This is a genomic window from Lentibacillus salicampi (genome assembly GCF_004565465.1).
Classification (GTDB): Bacteria; Bacillota; Bacilli; order Bacillales; family Amphibacillaceae; genus Lentibacillus; species Lentibacillus salicampi.
In genome coordinates this window covers 1-19,189 of the sequence record NZ_SRHY01000023.1, presented here as the reverse complement: position 1 = coordinate 19,189, position 19,189 = coordinate 1, and the positions used below count along the sequence as shown (strand labels likewise).

The window sequence follows — 19,189 nt, the reverse complement described above, 5'->3', positions numbered from 1 at the left end:
TTTTGGCACATTTTTTTATGTCATTTTTCGGAGGTGTAAGATGGCCAAGCGAAAAAATCCATGGACTGAGGATAAGATTGCACGTTACTACAAAGAAGGACGTGGAAGCGGTGAGTTAGCCCATTACAAACCGTGGTTAACTGTGGTTAGGGAGTTCTACGCTGATGATATTTATTACGAAGATAGTGTCAAGAAAGTCAAAATTTCAGAAGAAGATAAATCCTTATTTTCGTTTTTGTCCATATTGTGTTGAAAGGCATGGAATTATGAGAGTGCCAATTGCTTCAAAGACGCAAATATGATTCAGAAAGTGTTATTTGGAAAAGATAATTAAATATTTACACAAAATGATTTTAAAAAATTCAATAGCAGCTGTTCTTAAACTAATTGGCACGATCGTGGATAAGTAAGCCTGTTATCCAAAATATACAAACCTTTATTTATGAACGGTGGTTGTTCGAAAAAAAGGGCCACTTAATTGAATAATGGGTCTCCCAAACATTTTGACGTAATAGTTATGCTAAGACAGCTTTTCCATAAGATCCCGACAATCCCTTACGTTAAGGAATTATCGGGATTTTACTTTGGGACAAAAAACTTTGCTCCGAATGCCCTTTTCTGTAAAATGTCAATCAGATAATCCTTGACTGAACGAGTTTTAACCATCAAAAGAGGTGAGATTGATTGCAAAATATATTAGTCGTGGACGATGATTTGGAAATCGTACGGTTAATCTCAATTTATTTACAAAATGAAGGTTTCCAGGTCACATCTGCCCAAAATGGGAAGGGAGCAATTGATACAATCTTTCAAAAAGAAATTGATCTTGTGGTATTGGATATTATGATGCCCGGAATTGACGGAATGGAAGTTCTACGAAATTTGAGGGAAGACTATACCCTCCCAGTCATTATGTTGAGTGCTAAAACAGAGGATATAGACAAAATCAAGGGACTGATGACGGGGGCTGATGACTACATGATTAAACCTTTTAACCCGTTGGAATTAGTAGCCCGGATCAAATCGTTGATTCGCCGCTCCTATCGTTTCAAAGCCCCGGCGGAGTCGTCAGAAAAGGATGTTTTGAATTTGGATGGCTTGCAAATCAATAAGACAGCCCACCATGTAACACATAAAGGCTTCCCCATTTCTCTTACGGTAAAGGAATTTGATATTTTATATCTGCTTGCCAGTCACCGGGGGCGGGTTTTCGCCGCGGAAGAGATTTTCAAGTTGGTCTGGAAGGAAAACTATTTTGCTTCAAACAATACGGTCATGGCACACATCAGCAATTTACGGGAAAAACTTGAGGGCACGCTAGGTTATAATATCATTAAAACAGTGTGGGGGGTTGGATACAAAATTGAAGAATAACAGTCAAAAGAAATTATTGTTGCACACTGTATCCATCTGCATCCTGTCGATTATCACCCTCATCCTTTTTGTTGGTGTCCTTTATGTCTTGCATCATCTTGGCCTGCTCCCCCTATGGGTAAACAAGCAAATCCTTTTATTTCGTATTAATTTCCGACCGGACTTGATTCCCGTATTGTTTACTGTAACTATTTTATTTCTTCTGGTTTTCATGCTCTATCATCTGCTATTAAGCAAACGATGGTTCCGTAACTTTGATCGAATTTCGCAAGGTACAAAAGAAATGGCAAAGGGAAATTTTGATTATAAGATCCCTGTCTATTCAAAAGATGAACTTGGGAAGCTGGCTGCGTATATGAATCAGATATCCGAACAGTTGGAACGGGCATTGAGTGAGGAGCGGAACGCAATTCAAGCCAAAAACGAATTGATTACGAATGTCTCACATGACCTCCGAACACCATTGACTTCGATTATTGGGTATCTCAGATTAATTGATGAGGATCGTTACAAGGACGAAGTGGAGCTTCGCCATTACACCGCGGTTGCCTTTGATAAATCCAAAAGGCTTGAGCGAATGGTCAATGATTTGTTCGAATACACGCGAGTTAATTTTGGCGAGATCCGACTGGACTATTCCGAAATTGATTTGATCGAACTTCTCACACAATGCACAACCCAATTTATTCCTTTACTGAGAGAGATGGATGTCGAGATCGATTCCCAATTTCCTGAGGGCGGCCTGAAAGTTTTGGCGGACGGGGATAAACTGGCACGGGTTTTTGAAAACCTAATCGCAAACGGAATCAAATATGGAAAAGAAGGAAAAAGTATTGATCTGAAAGCCTATAAGGAGGGAACAAATGCCGTTGTCGAGGTGATCAACTATGGCATACCTATCCCACAGGCTGATTTGCCCCACCTTTTTGATCGCTTCTATCGGGTGGAAAAATCTCGATCCACCTTCACGGGAGGTTCGGGACTTGGACTTGCTATTTCAAAAGGAATTGTGGAACGCCATAATGGGAGTATTGAAGCAGCTAGTGCGGACATGAAGACCATTTTTCGTGTGGCGCTTCCATTAAAATAAAACTGGTTTCTTAAAAGGTGTTTTAATCATTCTTTAGGTTTTCTTAAGAAATTCTTTCAAGATACTTGAAAAACAAACCTTATCATAAAACATAGACAGTTATTATAGATAAGGAGAATACGTTATATGAAAGTAAAGACCATTCTGTTGATGATTGCCATTTTATTTGTAACGCTTTGGGCAAGTCAGTCTACACTATTGAAAGATAAGCTGAATCAACTTTTTCCTCCCGAGCCCACTGCAGCGATTTTGATGGATTTTGACAACGGGGAGATTTTATATGAAAAAAATGTCGACCAGCAACTTCCGGTAGCCAGCATGACGAAAATCATGGTGGAATATTTGGTTCTTCAGTCGATTGATCAAAACCAATTATCCTGGCAAAGTAAAGTTCCAATTAGTGATGAAGTTTATACCATCTCAAACAATCCCAACTTTTCCAATGTCCCTTTACAAAAAGGTACATCGTATACGGTAAAGGAGCTTTATCAAGCGATGGCGATTCATTCAGCCAACGGGGCCACGATTGCCCTGGCAGAAAAAATAGGCGGAACAGAAAAGAAATTTGTTGAAAAAATGAATGAAACGGCCAAATCGATGGGACTGGATCATACCCGCTTTGTGAACAGTACAGGGTTGAATAATAGTGATCTGGGTGATTTCTATCCAACAGGATCCCCGTCGGAGGGCAATCGGATGTCAGCCAAGGATGTGGCTCATCTCGCCCAAAAGCTAATCCGAAACTACCCGGAAGTACTTGACGTTTCCGACAAGGCGGTAGCGGTTTTTAATCAGGATGGGAAGAAACCAAATCGTTATTATAGTACCAACTTGATGTTACCGAACAGGGGCTTCCCTGAACTTGAATATCCAGGGGTAGACGGTTTGAAGACGGGATACACAGGAAAAGCAGGTTACGTCTTTACGGGTACTGCGAAACAGTCAAACGAACGCTTGATTTCAGTTGTGATGGGAACGCAGTCTAAACTAGCAAGATTTGAAGAGACTAAAGAATTGTTTGATTATGGATTCGATCAGTTGGCGGAATAGAAAGGGAAAGTCCATTGATGTGGTCGGGTAAAATTATGTCGCAGATGGTGGGGATGTGGAATGAAACGAACGAAATTAATGAACAGCATTATGGTACACGCATTATTTGCCTTGTATGTGTATGCTTTATTCATAACCATTCTGTTCAAATTCGATTCGATTGATATTACTTTTCTCATGTCAAGACTTCAGAGAAATCTGGGAGATCCCAATTATATCTTGGGTCAGTTGCAATCAGGGAATTTTATTCTATTTAAAACCATATCCAATTATTTTCTGACTCCATCTATCCATCATATAATCAATTTAGTTGGTAATATTGTAATATTTATTCCATTTGGATTTTTCATATCTTTATTATCTAAGGCCAAAGAAATTTCATTCATAGGCGTGTCAGCCCAATCCTTGTGTTTAAGTTTATGTTTGGAATGTTTACAAGTCGTTTTTTCTATCGGAAGTTTTGATGTGGATGATCTTGTACTAAACACCTTTGGGGGGCTACTTGGATATGGTGTTTTCAAGTTAATTTATTTTCCGTTAAAAGCCACCTTTACAATAAAGAAAGTGCCAAATTACATGGGTCTCTTGAAAAGAAATTATAAGAAATGAGTGACGAATGGATCTTCCGGAAACGGGCGCGCGCGACAAGTTCCGCTATAAACGCTTTGAAGCGTGAACATGCGGGGAATTTTAATAAATTCTAACGTTACAACGGAGGATGGGAATGACGGAACCATGTTTCCCGGAACCTTCCCGTCAATACTCCTGCATGCGTCATGATTGACAGGTTATGGGGTCTGAAGAACAGGTGGATTCGGCAGAACGAAGGCTGAAGTCACTCCACAAGAGAAGGTATGCCAACGGATATGCCGCACGGCTGAAAAACTGGATAAGGTGAGAATGTTTTCGCGAAAGGGAACTGACGAACTTCCGAATGTACGGGTCTAAAGTTTGGCCATAAGGAAACCTTATGGGTCATCCAACGATGGCGTGAGTGGTGTAGAGTAAAAATGCGCCATCTGAAACACGCTATACCGAACAACAAAGGCGGTATCCAGCTCACAGGCTTAAAGGAAGCACCTACGTCCAGTATGGATAGCTATGTTGTAAGGGATTTGGGAAGCAAGGGACGTTGAAACAAGGACTGTCATCCGAAACGGTACTATAAGGCATATGCTGAAAGGTATTTATCCTTGTGAAGGTAGGGGTACGACCTGTGAATCTTCTGTAATGGAAGTGGAGGAAAAGCCCCAAGTCCAGCGAATGGAACAATGGTTTTCCAAGCGTTTATGGCGCCGATCGGGTAGGAATGTGTGATTTACACAGTGCGAGCTTCAGGCAAGCGTTTTCTGTTTGGGCGATAGTTTTCCTCTTGTCTGAAGTTAACGAGGAACTTATCATCTAGTACATATCGTTAGATTGAGTGTAGAGTGCGGGGAAAACCTGGAGATAATCTCAAAGGCTTACCTATTGCTAACTTTTCCCTAATAAGGATTAGCTCCAACATCGCATATAAGGGACATATTGTGTTTTCATGATGTCTTTTAAAAAGGTTTGCCGCGTTTCGTCACCCTTGTTAAGTTGTGTATACATTTGACCGTCCTTGATAAAAATCACGCGCCCGGAATAACTGGCAGCAACCGGATCGTGGGTGACCATCATAATTGTTTCCTCCCGTGTTTTGTTTAACGTGTTCAATTTATTTAATAGATCAGACGCGGATTTCGAGTCAAGGGCCCCAGTCGGCTCATCCGCAAAAATGATACTCGATTCGTGGATGAACGCACGCGCTGCCGACGTTTCCAAAGCTTTTATGAATTTTCATTGCTTGTAACATCATGTCCTCACTCCTTTGAACTATCACCATCATAAACGTATTCCATCCATTTTTCCTTCAATTTACCGAACAAATGATACTGACATGTGACAATCTTGTCACATGTCAGTAATCGCAACAAATTGATTTTTGTTGGGAAATGTTAATGTAAATGTCGTGCCTTCTCCGACGTTGGATTAGACGCTGATCTCAATGTGTAATGGATTCATCGCATTTTTAACCAAATAGAGCCCCATACCAGAAGAGGCGGTGTCCTGGTGGGCAGTTGTAGAGGTGAAACCGCGGTTAAAAATACGCGGCAAGTCTTTGGCATCAATTCCTCTGCCGTGATCCTCGATGGCGAGCGTTGTGTGCTGTTGTTCACATTCAGCAATTTATTAGGGAAGGAGATAGACTTGGAGATATATACAAAGACTAGAAGGATTTTTATGCGGCCGAACATTTACGCGTAGCATTAAATTTTATATAGCAATAAGAAAGAACCTTGGACTTGCCTAATAGGCATTGTTCAGGGTATGTAGTGATCAGGGCATGAAGCACTTTACTTATAAAAAATTGGAAATGGTGCTTCATGCTTTTCAAATAGATAGGAAACAGGTTATGATTAGTACTCATCATAATAAAAGTCTCTTTTTAAAGATAGAATGAGGTGGGTATGAATGACATCCCAAGTTTATAATAGAAATACAATTGTTGCCTTGTTATTGGCCGGGGCATTTATTTCGATTTTAAATCAGACGACGATGATTACAGCAATCCCGCCGATTATGAACGAAATGCATGTTAGTGCCAATACAGCCCAGTGGTTAACAACTGTGTTTATGCTTGTCAATGGCGTGATGATTCCCGTCACAGCCTTTTTAATTGAACGCTTTACAACGCGTCAGCTCTTTATTTCGGCTATGAGTATTTTTGCTTTAGGAACATTGATTGCCGGGATTGCACCGAACTTTAGCGTTCTTTTATTTGGCCGGATTATTCAGTCAGGCGGTGCCGGGATGATGATGCCGTTGATGCAAACGGTCTTTTTATTAATATATCCGGTTCATAAGCGTGGTGCGGCGATGGGGCTGGTGGGCCTGGTTATTCAATTTGCTCCGGCTATCGGTCCTACAGTCTCCGGTTGGCTGATCAATGCGTATTCCTGGCGTGTCATGTTCTTTGTCATTTTACCTATTGCCCTTTTGCTTATTGGCATTGCAACACGCGCCATGCAAAATGTTACAGAGCTGACCCGTCCGAAAGTCGATATTCCATCTATTATTCTATCTTCGTTTGGTTTTGGAGGATTGCTTTATGGCTTTACCAGTGCAGGAAACTTTGGTTGGGGAAATATTATAACTATTCTTACCTTAACCATAGGTGTGTTTGCTTTGATTGTGTTTATTATAAGACAACTCCGACTTTCCCATCCGATGCTGGAATTCAGGGTATTTAAATATTCTATTTTCACACTGACGACAGGCATTGGAATGCTTGCATTTATGGGGCTGATCGGAATCGAAACGTTGCTCCCGCTTTATATGCAAAATATGCGGGAATTTACGGCGATGGAGTCCGGGTTGGCCATTTTACCCGGGGCGCTGGTCATGGGGTTGATGTCTCCGGTTACTGGACGTATTTTTGATAAGATTGGCGCCAAATGGTTGGCGGTTACGGGGTTAAGCATCATGGCGCTCACGACAGTGCCATTTGCAACCCTGACAGATTCTACTTCATTTGCTTATCTCATTATCTATTACGCGATCCGGATGTTTGGATTGTCCATGGTCATGATGCCCGTGACCACGGCTGGATTGAATCAATTACCTCGAAAGTTAATCGCGCATGGGACAGCGATGAATAACACGTTGCGCCAGGTCTCTGCTTCGATTGGGACTGCAATTCTGGTGACGATCATGACCATGACGGGAGAAGGGGCGAAGCAGGATTCAACCATTTTAAATCCAATGATACATGGCGTGAATGTTGCCTTTATCGTCATCACCGTGCTTTCCGTTGTCGGCGTCATTTTGGCCTTTTTTATAAAGAAAGCCCATCCTCCAGAAGAAGCAGGCGAATGAGCGTGTGTAAAAACCGGTGAGAAAATTTTACTCGATTAGAATAAGATGGTGACAGAGACAGGAGTATGCTTTATCCTGCGTGAACTGAAAAAACGGATGGTGCGTATCAATATATGCTGATGCTATACCAGGGAAATTTGGGAACAATCAGGACATTGAAATCAATCAGCAAGCTTTTATCTGTTAAGAAATTATGTTAAAAAGTTCTTTGCGATTTCCTCATAGAGCTGAATGCTATTGAAGTATTCAGCGACTTCAACATATTCGTCCGGCTGATGGGCAACCGATGTGTCTCCGGGGCCCAATACAATAATGGGGAACGTTTTGGCCGCGTGTGCGAATTGTGAGCTATCTGTATAGCCAGTCATTCCGCCAAGTGTTGTTGTCCCGCCTAAGAATTCAACGGTGTTTTGCACCAACTTAACAAAAGGGTCTTCACTTGAAGTCTTCACAGAAGTTTGGTCGTTCAGTATCCGAATGTCCGTTTTAAGATCAGGGTATTTTTCTTTTACAGACTGTATCACTTGTTCGATTTGTTTGATAATTTGTTTGTGATCCTGGGAAGGGACCGTCCGAATGTCCATGTTTACGAAACATTGGTCCGGGACAACGTTCGTGTTGGAGCCCCCTTCAATGACGTTAATGCTATAGGTTGGTCCACCGAGCATTTCATCTTCCTTGTATTTTAATTCAAATGTGTCTCCTGATAACCTATGGATAATCTCATTCATATGCGTCACGGCATTCGTTCCCATATCCGGCATTGAACCATGAGCCGTTTTACCATATGTCGTAATTTGCGGCCATAACGCTCCTTTGTGGGCGATCTTGATGTGATTTTGCGTTGGTTCCGCGACGATCAGGGCATCCAGCTGTTCAGCATAACCTTTTTTCGTCAGCTGATGGGCACCAACAGCTCCCGCCTCTTCACCAACTGTCGCTAACAAGGTAACCTCGCCTTTTTCCGGAAGGCCTTTTTCTTTCAGCGAAATCATTGCCAGCGCACAGGCAACAAGGCCGCTTTTCATGTCACAGGCTCCGCGCCCATAGATTTTACCGTCCTCTTCTTCGGCTCCAAAAGGATCATGTTGCCATTCAATTTCTCCCGTCGGAACAACGTCCATATGTCCGGTGAGTCCGAGGACAGGGCCGTCTTCTTTACCTTTTAAATGCGCAATTAAATTGGCCCGGTTTTCATCGTATTCAACCAATTCAGTCTCGATACCATGTTCATCGAAGAGGGTTTTTAGCTTTTGAGCAACTTCTGTTTCGTTTCCTGGAGGATTGACGCTTTTAATCTTAATGATGTCTTGTAAAAATGATGTGGCTTGTTCCTGGTTCATGTAATCACCTCTCACATTAGTTTATCCTTTATTTTTCATGTTAACAAAAAATTAGGTGGTATAACCTTCAAGATTTGTATAAATGACAGCCGTAGAATTATAATAAACAAAAAAAGGAAGAGAAGCGCGATGACATGGGAAATTCTTAATATTATCGGGACTATTGCTTTTGCGATTAGTGGTGCTCTTATTGCCATGGAAGAGGATTTTGATATCGTTGGCGTTCTGGTTCTGGGGTTTACAACAGCTTATGGAGGCAGCACCATCCGCAATTTATTAATTGGTATTCCGATTGAATCCGGTCCGATCTGGACACAGGGGGATTTAGTTGTTGCTGTCTTTATCACGATTATTGTTGTCTTTTTAATTCCCGACCGGTGGTGGATTCGATATTGGAATAAATGGGGCATCTTTTTTGATGCGATCGGGTTAGCTTCATTTGCCATACAAGGGGCAATGAGTGCTGTTGGAATTGATGCACCGTTAAGTGCTGTTCTTGTTGCAGCGACCTTGACGGGCTGTGGCGGGGGGATGATCCGGGATGTGTTTGCAGGACGTAAGCCAATGATATTCCGAAAAGAGATTTATGCGCTTTGGGCGACACTTGGCGGTTTAATGATTGGTCTCGGTTTCGTCCAGGGACCGTGGGCAGCAGGTGTGCTGTTTGTCATGATTGTTACATTAAGAATGTGCTCGGTCCGTTTCAAATGGCGATTACCCCGGCATTCCGTATCATCATGACAAAACGAAATCGGGCCGGGACAAAAGTGTTTTTATCAAGCAACAATCCGGATAATGATGTAAAATTCCTTAGAGAAATTTTAGAATCTGTTCAGATTTTTATTTTAAAAGATAAGAAAGTATAAATTTCCGGCTATATGAAGCTCTTTGTCAGCAATAGCCATGTCCAGCTTCGACGTACAGGACGTACTAGTGCCGGCGTTGGCACAGGACGTGCCGAACTTAGCCGGCCAGCGCCCAGCAATAGCAGATCTTTTGGTGGGGCGAGCTTTAGCGCAGCCCCAAACTTCACACTCCTCCACTACGATAAGTCAACATCGGTTCTTCTTGATAAAGGAAGGCCGACTAAGAACGGCCTTGCCGGCCAACGTCGGCATACCCCTGATGCAGGGGCATGTTTCCTTTATCTCATTGCGAAGTGCTCCAGTTTGTACGTTGCTAAACGGGCGCCCCGCGCTTTTCTTAGATGCTATACTTTTGTCCCAATATCTTTATCTAAATAAACCACTAGCAGGCAGCTAACTGTAACTATAAAAGATCATGCCAAAAATTTCGTGGCAATTGCCTTATAAAGGTTAATACTGTCCAGGTATTTATCGATTTCAACGTACTCATCAGGCTGATGGGCGGTTGATGTTTCCCCGGGTCCTAATACAACTATGGGGAATTCGTTCTTAGCATGTATAAATTGAGAACCGTCCGAGTAGGCCGTTATTCCTCCAAGTTCTGCCGATCCATCTACATTCACGACACGTTGTACAAGTTTAACAAAGGAATCTTCAGCAGACGTTTTGACAGGTGACTGATCGTTCAGGATGCGGATTTCAGCATGAAGATCCGGGTATGTCGTCTTAACGGTTTCGATCACCTGTTCCAGTTGCTGGATAATTTGGCTGTGATCCTGAGAAGGGACGGTCCGCATGTCCATATTGATAAAACATTGGTCAGGGACGACATTTGTGTTGGAGCCGCCTTTAATAACATCGATGCTGTAGGTCGGTGCTCCTAATAGCTCATCTTCTTCGTATTGTAATTCAAATTTTTCGCCTAAAATTGCATGGGTAATTTCATTCATATGAACAATGGCGTTTACACCCACCTCGGGCATTGATCCATGAGCCGTTTTGCCGTAAGCAATGATTTGTGGCCAAAGTGCTCCTTTATGGGCGATCTTAATTTCATTTCTTGTAGGTTCTGCGATAATCAGAGCATCCAACGCATCTGCATAGCCTTTTTCTGTCAGCTGTTTCGAACCAACAGCCCCAGCTTCTTCACCAACTGTCGCTAACAGGGTGATCTCACCTTTTTCGGGAAGGCCTTCTTCTTTTAGCGATACCATCGCCAGCGCACAGGCAACGAGGCCGCTTTTCATGTCACAGGCTCCGCGCCCATAGATTTTACCGTCCTCTTCTTCGGCTCCAAAAGGATCATGTTGCCATTCAATTTCTCCCGTCGGAACAACGTCCATATGTCCGGTGAGTCCGAGGACAGGGCCGTCTTCTTTACCTTTTAAATGCGCAATTAAATTGGTCCGGTTTTCGTCGTATTCAACCAATTCAGTCTCGATACCATGTTTATCAAAGAGGGTTTTTAGCTTTTGAGCAACTTCTGTTTCGTTTCCTGGAGGATTGACACTTTTGATTTGAATGATGTCTTGTAAAAATGATGTGGCTTCTTCCTGGTTCATATGTTATCACCTCAAAAGTAGTATATGCCTTTTTTCCATATTAACACATGTGTCATATTCATTTACCAACCACCAAACTATCTTATTGTAATCGTTGAAGTGTGGAAGCCATGAACAGTAATTTCAGAGGCTTTTGCGTGGGACCATCAGCTTGAAATGATAGGAGTCCAGCTTGTCCGGTCACAAAAAATTGCCTCCAGGTGTCGTTTCATGATTTATTATACGGCACTCTTCCAAACCACTTATACCGGCGTATTGAAATAAATCGATACGCCGGTTCTCCAATGTTTTCGGCAAATGGAAGATAAAGTAATAGTGCAAGCGGGGTGGTGACAGGAAGTGAAGCAAGGATTCTGCGCACTGTATAAAATCCTGTCAGCATCTGTTTCTCGTTTGTATACATATAGATCTCATCGTACATATTTTTATAGCCATTAACTCTCTCTTTTATCGATTCATTGACCTCCTGGACAGGATACCATAAAATAGCATTCCTCCAGTCCAGTTTCTTCAGTACCAGCTTTACTGTGCGGCATAAAGGGCATTCGGCATCGAAAAATACAATATGTTTATTCATGTGTTCTTTCTCCTTACTATAAACGATCTTTTTATCTATTTTAAACCGCTTTATGGTTTAAAATTCTGCATAAAGGGTATGTAAAACACGTATAAATGAACTTAGTTTAAATTTACCATTAAATTGGGTCTTAACAAAATGGCATAACAGGTGTAGAATAGACGTCGATTAATAATTCCCTGTTCATGACAGGGTTAAACTTATCCTCTCTGAATTAAAAGAAATACGAACAACGGATGCGAGTAAAAAAATCATCACCAATGGAAGAAACATGGAGTGATAAAAATGGAAAAACTAAAAAACTTAAAATCTGCTAAAATGGGATTTTTCCTGTTAGCATTAATCCTTTTTTGGATGAAAACGTATATTATATATATATCAGAATTTGATTTAGGAGTCAGTAATCTGATGCAGCACTTTTTGCTGTTCATCAATCCTTTGAGTTCGGGATTGATTTTGCTTGGTTTGGCATTATTTTTCAAAGGGAAGCGTTTCGGCATTACGCTACTGATTATTGATTCTTTATTGACGTTGTTTATGTACGCTAACGTTATTTTTTACCGGGAGTTTAATAGCTTCATTACCGTTCAGACACTGATGCAAACTGACAATGCCGGCAGTATCGGAAAAAGCTTTTTTGGATTAGCTGAAGGGCATGATTTCTTGTATGCCCTGGACCTTGTTATCCTGACTGTTCTGTACTTCAAACGGAAGGCCAGCTGGTCCCCGGCATGCTTTAAATTTAAAAAACCTGCATCTGTAATGGTAGCCGGTATACTCGTGTTTGGTGTTAATCTAGGGTTGGCCCAGATTGACCGTCCGCAGCTGCTGGAGCGCGTTTTTGACAACAATTATATTGTCAAATATCTTGGTTTGCCCAATTTTGCCGCGCTGAATACCGTGCAGGCCGTTGAAGTGAGCGCCAAGCGTTCGATGGCTTCAAGTGAAGATATAATGGAAGTGGAAAGCTATACCGACAAAAAATATGCTGAGCCGAACCCTGAGTATTTTGGCAAGGCAGAAGGCAAAAACATTATCAAAATTCATTTGGAGTCTTTCCAGTCATTTTTGATTGATTATAAATTGCACGGAAAAGAAGTAACGCCATTCTTGAATTCACTTGTTCATGATGAGAGCCAGGATTTTACGTACTTTGATAACTTCTTCCATCAGACAGGGCAAGGAAAAACCGCCGATGGAGAATTGCTGATGGATAATTCATTGTACGGCACGCCTCAAGGGGCAGCATTCGTCACGAAAGGAGCGAATACGTATCAGGCACTACCGGGCATTATCGGTCAGAGACAGGACTATACAAGTGCCGTGTTCCATGGCGATGAGGGCTCATTCTGGAATCGGGATAATATTTATAAGCAATTAGGTATAGATAAGTTTTATGATGACGAGTATTACGACATGAGCGAGGATAAAGTCATCAACTATGGTTTGAAGGATAAGCCATTCCTTGAGCAGTCGATGCCATTGCTTGAGGATTTGGACAAAAATGATGGACCGTTCTATGCGCATATGATGACATTGACGCACCATTATCCGTTTGTATTGGATGAAGGAGAAGAATCAATTGAACCTGCCAATACCGGCGATGGCACTGTAGACCGCTATTTCCAGACTGCCCGCTATCTGGATGAGGCGCTGAAGCAATTTTTCGATGACCTGAAGGAAAAGGGCTTGTATGAGGATTCGGTCATCATGATTTACGGTGACCACTATGGCATTTCGGAAAACCATAATAAAGCCATGGGTGACATCATGGGTGAGGAAATCACACCACTGGAAGATGCCAATTTACAGCGCGTTCCGTATATGATTCGCGTGCCAGGTATGGAAGGCCAAGGTATCAATCATGAATTTTCCGGTCAGGCTGATGTCATGCCAACGCTGCTACATTTGTTGGGAATCAACGCCAAAGATTATATTCAATTTGGTACTGATATGTTTTCCGAGGGGCATAAGGGCTTTGTGCCGTTCCGGAACGGCAGCTTTATGACAAAGGATTACAGCTATGTTGAAGGTAACTTCTATGATAATGAGACAGGCGAAGTCATTGAAGAACCGACGGCAAAGATGAAGGAACGCAAGGAACAGGTTCATTATGAATTGAGTCTAAATGATCAAGTGCTTCATGGCGACTTGCTTCGGTTCCATGAGCCTAATAAGAACTGGGAACCTATTGATCCCAGCGACTATCAGTATGGAAAAACCAATGAAGATGAAGATAATGAGAATAAGGATCATGAATCATAACCTCCACTCCACGTGGAGGTTTTCTGTGTGCTCCACTGTGGTACATCCAGGTGGTTCAAATCCACACGATCATTTTTTCCTTTTAAGTGTCGCAACCGAAGCAAGGTTCTCGCGCTGAGGGGCAGGATTGACGGAGGTTCCTTTGTGAAGGGGAATTTTAAAGGTCTGCAGGCAAAGTCCAGCACGGAACAATATGTGAACCGGAGCTGGCGGCGGTGTTGGGTGACCCGCCCTGGGCTTTGACTTTTGGAAGGAATATATGGTACTTCCAAACGAAAGGGTCTGAAAATTCAAGGACAAAGTGAAAGCCGGATGCTGGAAAGCTGCACGTCCGGTTTGAGGAGAGGCCGGAGGGTGGAAATCCTCCTCATACTCTACGGTGTTTTCTCGTTATACATTCCGGGAACGCTGGATGCATAAAGAGCCAGCATCCTGGGAGTTATGATAATATAAGGTTGCAGGTGAATTTCAGATATGTACGGAAAGGTGGATGCAATTGTTAACAAAACCAAATAAATACAGCCAGGTGATAAAGTTGCAACCGTAAGTCCTTCTTCGGGAGAGGCTGGAGATTCGCTTGCGAGGTGGCGCTATGAACAAGGTATCGAGCGATTGAGATCGGTTTTTGGTCTTGAGGCCGTTCCGATGCCGAATAGCTTGCAGGGAACCGATTATCTTTATAAAAATCCACAAGCACGTGCAGAGGATTTGATGACAGCATTTAAGGATCCAAGTATTAAAGGGATTATTGCAAATGTTGGCGGCAAAGATGCTATTCAATTACTGCGATACATCGATTTCAAGGTTATACGTGAAAACCCGAAAATATTCATGGGTTATTCCGACATAACGATCCTTCATTTGATTTGTCATAGGACGGGGATTTCCTCTTATTATGGGCCGAACATTTTGACGGATTTTGCCGAAAACGTTGAGATGGATGCTTATACGATTGATATGGTGAAGCGTGCGCTCTTTTTGAATGAAACGATTGGTGAGATTCGTCCGTCCAACGAATGGGCAGGTGATATTCTGGAATGGGATGAGCGGGATAAGAACGAGCGATACAGGATGCAGCCGAATGCCGGCTATGAATTACTTCAAGGTTCGGACGTTGTGCAGGGCAGATTGATGGGTGGGTGTCTCAATGTGCTGGAGACCGCAAAAGGTACAAATATTTGGCCTGAACCTGGATACTGGGAAGACAGCATTCTATTCTTTGAAATAGCGGGGGATGATCTGGATCCTGAGCTCATTCAATCCTGGCTGCGCAACTATGCTGTCCAGGGTATTCTGCAAAAAGCAAATGGTATGATTTTTGGCAAACCGGAGAACGAGGCGTATTATGAAGCGTATAAAGAAGTCATTCAGCAGGTGATGAAAGAAAACCATTTGGAAGACTTACCGGTTCTTTACAACTTGAATTTCGGTCATACGAAGCCAAAAATAGTATTGCCATATGGCGTGATGGCAGAGATTAATTGCAGCAGAAAAACGTTTTCAATTTTAGAAAATGGTGTCGTGTGACAGGCATTTTTCATACATATTTTTATAGGGGTTAACCTGCTCTTTAATTGAATCACTTACTTCATGGACAGGGTACCAAAGAATGGCGTCATTCCAGTCTTTTCAGTACCGCCTTCACTGTATGGCATAATGGTCATTCCAGCATCGAAAAATACAATATGTTTATTTATTTAATTTTTTCCACCCCGCATTTTTTCTTTTACAGGATTTTTTTACCTGCTTTATAGTTAAATTTTTGTAAAAAGGAATGTGTAATCCAGTATAAAAGACCTTAGTTTAAATTCCCATAAAATTAGATCTTAACAAAATGGCGTTTCAGGTGTAGAATAAACTTTGATTATAAATTCCCTGCATACTATTGGGCCAAAATTGCCGGATTTAAGGGAATATGAACAGCTGACACGAATAGATATAAATCAGAATCATGTGGCTTTCCGTGACGGTGGCTTCATGACGGAGGACTACAGTTATGTCAAAGGGAAATTTTATGATAATGATACAGGGGAAGTCATGGAAGAACCGACGGACAAAATGAAGGAACGGAAGGAACAGGTCCATTACGAACTTAGTCTGAATGATGAAGTGCTGAATGGTGACCTGCTGCGTTTCTATGAACCTAATGAGGACTGGGAGCCAGTTGACCCGGGTGATTACCAGTATGGAAAGTCTGAAGAAGAGGACGAAAATAATTAATGAAAAAGCCTCCACTGAAGACGTAACGGGTTCAGTTCCAAGAGAGAATAAAGCTAATACCAAAGTGAAACCACATTAACTGGTATTCTTTTCACTTGTAAATTAACAATATAAATAGCAAACAAAAACGCTCAGAATATATCTGAGCGTTTTTAAATCGTTATAAATGTTATAATTTATTTTTCCTCCTCCACAATCGCGCCCGTTTGCTTAACTCTCAAGACTTCTTTAACAGTAACTTGGCTACCATCAGATGGGCAGGGACTCATCCCAAGGTAAAAACCCGTACAAACCCTCTGTTATTTTTTGGAAGTATGTTTCCATAATCCCCACCCGCCCTCATCTTTGTAATCGATACCTTTTCCTATTCCATTATGACATACTTACACACATCATTCTCCACTTTCACAGAAAAACACTTCAAGATTGTGTCAAACTACTTTTAAATTTTGGCTTGACATTTATAGACTACAACTGTAGTATTGGACTACAGTTGTAGTCGTGGAGTTAATAAGGAGGTTTAAAATGCTTTCAAATAACGGTTGGTAAATGGAGTAACAAATATGAGCAATTCAATCTAATAGAGAGAAGGTACCAATATGAGAAAAACAAGCCCATACAAAATCGGTATGCACCTGTTTACACTGTCCATAACGCTGCTGTTACTAACAATACTTACCGCATGCGGAAATGCAGATAATAAGACAGATACATCATCCGACAAGGAGAATGAATCAAAGCAAACGATCAATAAGGATGAAAAGTTTCTACAGCTTGAAAATGAGTTTGATGCCCAACTCGGTGTCTATGCAATGGATACAGGGACGAGTCAAACCATCGAATACCGACCGAATGAACGTTTTGCCTATTCATCCACCTTCAAACCTTTGGCTGCATCAATCTTGCTTAAGCAAAACAACATAGAAGATCTTGAAAAAGTCGTTACGTACACCAATAATGATTTGGTTACTTATTCTCCGGTTACTGAAAAACATGTGGATACCGGATTGACGCTGTTGGAAATAAGTGAAGCAGCCATCCGGAAAAGTGACAACACTGCGGGGAATCTTCTACTTGAGGCGATTGGAGGTCCTGATAAATTTGAGCAAGCCTTACGTGACATTGGCGATGACGTTACCCATCCTGAACGATACGAAACCGAATTGAATGAATTCACACCGGGGAATAATCGTGATACAAGCACACCGAGAGCTATGGCCACCAATCTGAAGAAGATCGCCCTTAGTGACTTTCTGCCAGATGATAAGCGTGAATTGCTTATCGACTGGATGACAGGCAATGAATCAGGAGATCCATTAATACGTGCAGGCGCACCTGAAAAGTGGACAGTTGTTGATAAAAGCGGAGCCGGAACCTACGGAACAAGAAATGACATTGCCATTGTATGGCCCCCGAAAAAAGAACCAATCGTCATTGCAATTATGTCCCGGCACGATACAGAGGATGCCGAATATGATGATTCACTGATTGCAAAGGCTGCCGAAATCACACTGAACGCTTTTAAATAAGAAAATCCGGATCACACATGTCAGTCAGGGACGGCATGTGTGACCCTTCTTTTTTTGCATTTCTTTCCATGGCGACAAAATGGACGCGAGTGGTAAAATAAAGGTACTTTGAGAAATAGCTTCGCGATTAAGGAGATAAAGAAATGTCTGTCCTCCATCTGGCTGTTAGTATATTCATATCTTCTATCATGATCATCGTTATCATGCTGATCCGAAAGATTTTTAAGAACCAATTGTCATCCAAATGGAAATATAATCTCTGGTTCCTGTTACTAATCGCTTTACTATTACCTTATATTCCAACCCAATTATTGAACTTCGGAGATAAGTTCACGTGGAACGGGAACCAAAACAGTAATCCGTTACCATCCGTTACCACAACCGAAAACCCTAGATCATGGGAAAATGGAAATTGGATGCACGATTTTTCAACATCCGTTAACCGAATTGATTTGACATTTTTGAATCACGTTTTAACCATCATATGGATTGCAGGCATGCTCGTGATGATTGCTCTCTCCATTCACGCATGGATAAAACTGCGACAAATCAAAAAGTCCATAATCCTGCTCACGAATAGCGAGGTTCTATCATTATTCGAACAGTGCAAACAACTGCTGAATGTATCACGACCACTGGTGTTGGGAGAATCGCCACTGATCAAATCACCATTGACGTTCGGGATATTTAAAACCTATATAGTCTTGCCGAGTCATGCTGAAACGTGGCTGTCCATGGATGAAATAAAATACATTTTGCTGCATGAATTACATCACTATAAATATAAAGACATTGCCACAAATTATCTGATCGTCTTATTCCAGATTTTATACTGGTTTAATCCATTGATCTGGATGGCGTTCAGGGAAATGCGGTTGGACCGAGAAATCGCGTGTGACAGTGCTGTCCTAAATACATTGGATCAATACCAGCATGCAGCATACGGAAACACGATTATTATGTTTGCGGATAAATCCTATCTTCCAAGGCATTTCTCAATGGTTAACCAAATCGCTAGTTCAAAAAAACAATTAAAAAAACGGATTGAACGTATTGCAGCCTTTAGATCTGAAACAAAGCTGCTAAAACTGAAAAGCATCCTGATTTTTATATTTCTTGTCGGGGTTGTCGTGAGTCAGATACCAATTGTTTCTGCAATGCCTTATGGTGATGACAGGATTGATTTCGACAGTAATCATACAATGTATGAGGATTTAAGCGCATTTTTCAGTGGATATGAAGGTAGCTTTGTACTTTACGATTTGCAGGAGGAACAATACAATATCTATAATAATTAAGGAAAGAATTGCAGTTGAGCCAGAAAAAAACAGAACATCTTTTCAGTTCTGTTTTTTAGGTTCAATTGCAATTTTTCCTATTGAACAATAGTCGCAAACCCACTTTTCTATCATT

Annotated in this window: 15 protein-coding genes and 2 pseudogenes; 12 read left to right on the top strand and 5 right to left on the bottom strand. The window is 41.7% G+C overall.

Features of this window, described 5'->3' with window-relative positions; all coding sequences use genetic code 11:
• Window positions 1-40: 40 nt before the first annotated feature.
• The 5 genes from E4U82_RS12550 (at window position 41) to E4U82_RS12530 (ending at window position 4,123) form a co-directional block, all read left to right on the top strand.
• A complete protein-coding gene (locus E4U82_RS12550; RefSeq protein WP_135110527.1) occupies window positions 41-253 on the top strand; it encodes a hypothetical protein in 213 nt (70 codons plus the stop codon).
• 431 nt (window positions 254-684) lie between these two features.
• Window positions 685-1,374 carry a response regulator transcription factor gene (locus E4U82_RS12545; protein WP_135110526.1) on the top strand — a complete coding sequence of 230 codons (690 nt, stop codon included), beginning with the start codon at window positions 685-687 and terminating at the stop codon, window positions 1,372-1,374.
• Window positions 1,364-2,464 carry a sensor histidine kinase gene (locus E4U82_RS12540; protein WP_135110525.1) on the top strand — a complete coding sequence of 367 codons (1,101 nt, stop codon included), beginning with the start codon at window positions 1,364-1,366 and terminating at the stop codon, window positions 2,462-2,464. The genes E4U82_RS12545 and E4U82_RS12540 overlap by 11 nt, the downstream gene beginning before the upstream one ends.
• Window positions 2,465-2,590: 126 nt before the next feature.
• Window positions 2,591-3,514 (top strand): D-alanyl-D-alanine carboxypeptidase family protein, encoded by a 924-nt coding sequence (locus E4U82_RS12535; protein WP_135110524.1) that lies wholly within the window; start codon window positions 2,591-2,593, stop codon window positions 3,512-3,514.
• Window positions 3,515-3,574: 60 nt separating this feature from the next.
• Complete coding sequence (locus E4U82_RS12530) at window positions 3,575-4,123, top strand: VanZ family protein (protein WP_135110523.1); 549 nt, start codon at window positions 3,575-3,577, stop codon at window positions 4,121-4,123.
• Window positions 4,124-5,008: 885 nt separating this feature from the next.
• Here E4U82_RS12530 and E4U82_RS12525 read toward each other — a convergent pair.
• Window positions 5,009-5,314, bottom strand: a pseudogene (locus E4U82_RS12525) (bacitracin ABC transporter ATP-binding protein); the annotation flags it as partial.
• A gap of 135 nt (window positions 5,315-5,449) precedes the next feature.
• Window positions 5,450-5,701 (bottom strand): annotated as a pseudogene (locus E4U82_RS20325) (ATP-binding protein); the annotation flags it as partial.
• A gap of 309 nt (window positions 5,702-6,010) precedes the next feature.
• Between E4U82_RS20325 and E4U82_RS12515 the strand changes: the two are divergent.
• Window positions 6,011-7,414: an MDR family MFS transporter gene (locus E4U82_RS12515; RefSeq protein ID WP_135110522.1), complete on the top strand. Its 1,404-nt coding sequence runs from the start codon at window positions 6,011-6,013 to the stop codon at window positions 7,412-7,414.
• Between the two features lie 191 nt (window positions 7,415-7,605).
• Here the strand turns inward: E4U82_RS12515 and E4U82_RS12510 are convergent, their stop codons facing one another.
• On the bottom strand, window positions 7,606-8,757 hold the full coding sequence (locus tag E4U82_RS12510; RefSeq protein ID WP_135110521.1) for an ArgE/DapE family deacylase: 1,152 nt from the start codon (window positions 8,755-8,757) through the stop codon (window positions 7,606-7,608).
• A gap of 129 nt (window positions 8,758-8,886) precedes the next feature.
• On the opposite strand from E4U82_RS12510, the gene E4U82_RS12505 reads away from it, so the two are divergent.
• Window positions 8,887-9,498 (top strand): trimeric intracellular cation channel family protein, encoded by a 612-nt coding sequence (locus E4U82_RS12505; RefSeq protein WP_135110520.1) that lies wholly within the window; start codon window positions 8,887-8,889, stop codon window positions 9,496-9,498.
• Window positions 9,499-10,036: 538 nt separating this feature from the next.
• Here the strand turns inward: E4U82_RS12505 and E4U82_RS12500 are convergent.
• Window positions 10,037-11,185, bottom strand: coding sequence for an ArgE/DapE family deacylase (locus tag E4U82_RS12500; RefSeq protein WP_135110519.1), 1,149 nt, complete (start codon window positions 11,183-11,185; stop codon window positions 10,037-10,039).
• Between the two features lie 208 nt (window positions 11,186-11,393).
• Entirely contained in the window at window positions 11,394-11,762 is a 369-nt protein-coding gene (locus E4U82_RS12495; protein WP_135110518.1) for a thiol-disulfide oxidoreductase DCC family protein, read from the bottom strand.
• Window positions 11,763-12,047: 285 nt separating this feature from the next.
• Between E4U82_RS12495 and ltaS the strand changes: the two genes are divergently transcribed.
• The 5 genes from ltaS to E4U82_RS12465 all read left to right on the top strand — a co-directional run bounded on the left by ltaS (window position 12,048) and on the right by E4U82_RS12465 (window position 19,074).
• Window positions 12,048-14,027 carry a lipoteichoic acid synthase gene (ltaS, locus tag E4U82_RS12490; RefSeq protein WP_135110517.1) on the top strand — a complete coding sequence of 660 codons (1,980 nt, stop codon included), beginning with the start codon at window positions 12,048-12,050 and terminating at the stop codon, window positions 14,025-14,027.
• A 516-nt stretch (window positions 14,028-14,543) separates the two neighbouring features.
• Window positions 14,544-15,554 (top strand): S66 family peptidase, encoded by a 1,011-nt coding sequence (locus E4U82_RS12485; RefSeq protein WP_245183579.1) that lies wholly within the window; start codon window positions 14,544-14,546, stop codon window positions 15,552-15,554.
• 333 nt (window positions 15,555-15,887) lie between these two features.
• Complete coding sequence (locus E4U82_RS12475; protein ID WP_209300570.1) at window positions 15,888-16,247, top strand: hypothetical protein; 360 nt, start codon at window positions 15,888-15,890, stop codon at window positions 16,245-16,247.
• 599 nt (window positions 16,248-16,846) lie between these two features.
• The gene (bla, locus tag E4U82_RS12470) at window positions 16,847-17,776 is read left to right on the top strand and encodes a class A beta-lactamase (RefSeq protein ID WP_135110516.1); all 930 of its coding nucleotides are present in this window, start codon (window positions 16,847-16,849) and stop codon (window positions 17,774-17,776) included.
• Window positions 17,777-17,919: 143 nt separating this feature from the next.
• Window positions 17,920-19,074 carry a BlaR1 family beta-lactam sensor/signal transducer gene (locus tag E4U82_RS12465; protein ID WP_245183577.1) on the top strand — a complete coding sequence of 385 codons (1,155 nt, stop codon included), beginning with the start codon at window positions 17,920-17,922 and terminating at the stop codon, window positions 19,072-19,074.
• Window positions 19,075-19,189: the final 115 nt, after the last annotated feature.